Consider the following 2,968-nt stretch of genomic DNA (forward strand, 5'->3'; position numbering starts at 1 on the left):
GCACGGTTCAGACGAGTTCGGGCTGCGGTTGCGGCTGCCGCGCCGGCGTGACGCCCGGTTCCCACTGGGCCGTCGTGCGGACATAGCCGTAGATCACCGTGAGCAGCGCCAGCAGGAGCAGCGGTCCGGCCTGCCACGGATGCCTGGCCATCTCCAGCGGCAGGAAGCGGTACGACAGCAGGAGCGCGGTGAAGACCGTCGCGCCGTACGCGGCCAGCCGGATCCCTGACCTGTCCCAGCCTCGGTCGTAGGCGCGCAGGGCCGCCTCGATCGTGAGGGTGAACACCACGCCGGCGATGAGGTCGACGCCGTAGTGGTAGCCGAATCCGAGGGTGGCGCAGAGCGTGGCGACCAGCCAGAACGTGCCGGCCCAGCGCACGCCCCGTGGGCCCTTCCGGGAGTGGATGAAGATCGCGACGGCCCAGGCCGTGTGCAGGCTGGGCATGCAGTTGCGCGGGGTGAGGCCGTCGAACGGCATGGGGTGCGGGGCGGCGACCTGCGTCGTGGTGCGCGGCCACAGATCGGCCACCGCCCAGTGCGCGTCGGGCTCTATGTGCCACCACAGGCTGAGGTGCGTCCAGTGCCCGGCGCCGGTGCCGTAGGCGAAGACGGGTCCGACCACCGGGAAGATCATGTAGAAGGCGGGCCCGAGCAGGCCGATCACCAGGAAGGTGCGCACCAGGTGATGGCGCGGGAAGCGGCGCTCGACCGCGACGTGGCGCAGCTGGTAGAGCGCGACGAGGACGGCGGCGACCGCGAGCTGGCCGTAGACGAAGTCGAGGACGGTGAAGCCGATCGGGCCGCTGGCCGTGACGATCCGGCCCATGAGCCACGACGGGTTGCCCAGCGCGTGATCGGCGGTCGCCACGTACTGGTCGAGCACCATCGGGCGGGTCTTCGCGGTGATGTGCAGCCAGATGTCGCCGGTCTTGCGGCCGGCCACCAGCAGCACGCCCAGCCCCACGCCCTTCAGCAGCAGGGCGCGTTCCCGGCCGGTGCGGCGGGTGACGGCGATGACCGCGCAGCCCGTGAGGGCCCACAGCGCGCCGTTGCCGAAGGGGTGTCCCTCGGTCACCTGGACTCCGGCCGCCCAGCGGACCGCCGCGATGGCGAGGTCGAGACCGATCGCCGTGCCGAACGCGATGAACCGCTGCCGCCAGGTGAGCACCAGCGCCGTCAGCGCCAGTCCCGCGTACAGCAGGGCTCCCGACTTGGGGGGGAACACGAACTCCCGCAGCCCGGTGGTGATCGGCCCCGGCAGGTCGTAGTGGTGTGCGGCGATCTCCAGCGCGACGAGGAACCCGAGGGTCACGGCACCCGCCGTGGCCCAGAGTCCCGCCCGCGGATGACGCCACACGGAGCTGATGATTCCGAGGTCTGTTCGCGAAAAAGCCTGCGATATCTTATGTCTCAATTTTGGCCGATTTGTTAGATTCCGGTTGAGGTCAGGGCGGGTTTCGTTCATCACCTCCCGATCCGGGCGTATTCTCCGGTACGGAGAGTGGCCCGCTCGACGGGGGAAGACGAGAAGCCCACCGCCGGGGTTCCGGCCTCCTTTCCGGCGCGGCCCGAGGGATTCGCCGAAGCAGCATGTCAGGGCGTGAAAGGGCCGTGAAGATAGATGGCCATTGAATGAACGTTTGTCACATTATTGTGATCACGGTCGCCCGGCCCGAATGCACCGGGGGGCAGGTCCCAGGGGACGCGGGCCCTAGAGGAGGCCCAGGTCGCCGAGCTCCTTGTGCAGATCGGCCCGAGGGTGATCGGCACGGGCCGGCAGACCGGCCCGGGGAGCCGCGTCAGGAGCACCGGGAGCACCGCCGGGCCCGCGGGCCGGGCGGCTGCGTGATCGCCGGTCCCGGAAGAGCCAGGCACCGGCCAGGCCGCCGGCCAGTCCGCCGAGATGGGCGAGCCAGCTCACCCCGGGCGTCCCGGGCACGGCGACGGTGAGCAGATAGGCGAAGGAGGCGGCCATGACGAGACCGATCAGCGTGTCGACCAGATGCCGGTCGAAGAGCCCGCGGACCACGACGTAGCCGAAGTACCCGAAGATCAGGCCACTGGCGCCCACCGTCTCCGCGCCCCCTCCTTCGAGGAACCACACCGCGAGCCCGCTGGTCACCGCCACCAGCAGACTCAGCCCGAGGAACCGGACCACGCCCCGGTAGGCGGCGAGGAACCCGAAGACGAACAGCGGCCCCGAGTTGCTCTCGATATGCGCCCAGCTCCAGTGCAGGAAAGGCGCGGTGAGGATGCCGGGCAGGGCGCCCAGGTCGCCGGAGACGACCCCGTACTCCCGCGAGAGGGCGTAGTGGTCGGCGAAGTTGGCCAGTTGCAGCAGCCAGACGACCACGAGGAACCCGAACATCACGAAGAACGCCTTCCGCGCCTCCGCGATCATCTCCTCGGGTCCGGCCGGCCCGCCGTCCGCCCGGTCCCGGTCCGCTCCGCCCACGACCGCTCCCCCTCCCCTGCGGATCTCTTCCCGCACCCGGTGAACTCTAGGCATTCCCGCCCGATTCGCCCAGGGCAGGGGTACGCCGGCCGCCGGCTGCCAACGAGTGAATCCGGCCGTCCACCGGCAGGCGGTCCCCACCGCAGCGGGAAGGTCCTTGTCCGTACCGGACCGGCGATCAGCAGGGAGCGTCCAGATGGCGAAGTTCCTCATCCAGGCCAGCTACACCTCCGAGGGCACGAAGGGCCTGCTCAAGGAAGGGGGAAGCGGCCGCCGAGCCGCCGTGGACCAGGTCGTCACCGACCTCGGCGGAGAGGTCGAGGCGATGTACTTCGCCTTCGGGGACGACGACATCGTGCTCGTCGTCGACCTTCCCGACCCGGTCTCGATGGCCGCCATCAGTCTCGCCGTCAAGGCCAGCGGGGCCCTGCACACCCGGGCCACTCCCCTCCTCACCCTCGACGAGATCGACGAGGCGGCCCGTCGGCAGGTGGCCTTCCGCGCCCCGGCGTG

3 protein-coding genes are annotated in these 2,968 nt (G+C 70.4%); 1 reads left to right on the forward strand and 2 read right to left on the reverse strand.

Annotated features, from left to right (window positions below; genetic code table 11):
- Positions 1–7: 7 nt before the first annotated feature.
- Entirely contained in the window at positions 8–1,414 is a 1,407-nt protein-coding gene (locus ABT085_RS45320) for a phosphatase PAP2 family protein (protein ID WP_351622810.1), read from the reverse strand.
- A gap of 297 nt (positions 1,415–1,711) precedes the next feature.
- Complete coding sequence (locus tag ABT085_RS45325; RefSeq protein WP_351622813.1) at positions 1,712–2,491, reverse strand: rhomboid family intramembrane serine protease; 780 nt, start codon at positions 2,489–2,491, stop codon at positions 1,712–1,714.
- Between the two features lie 160 nt (positions 2,492–2,651).
- Between ABT085_RS45325 and ABT085_RS45330 the strand changes: the two genes are divergently transcribed.
- Positions 2,652–2,968, forward strand: a 317-nt coding sequence (locus tag ABT085_RS45330) for a GYD domain-containing protein (protein WP_152893252.1), incomplete at its 3' end; no start/stop codon positions are given.

The sequence above is a fragment of the Streptomyces sp. NPDC002265 genome, from assembly GCF_040296125.1.
GTDB lineage: Bacteria > Actinomycetota > Actinomycetes > Streptomycetales > Streptomycetaceae > Streptomyces.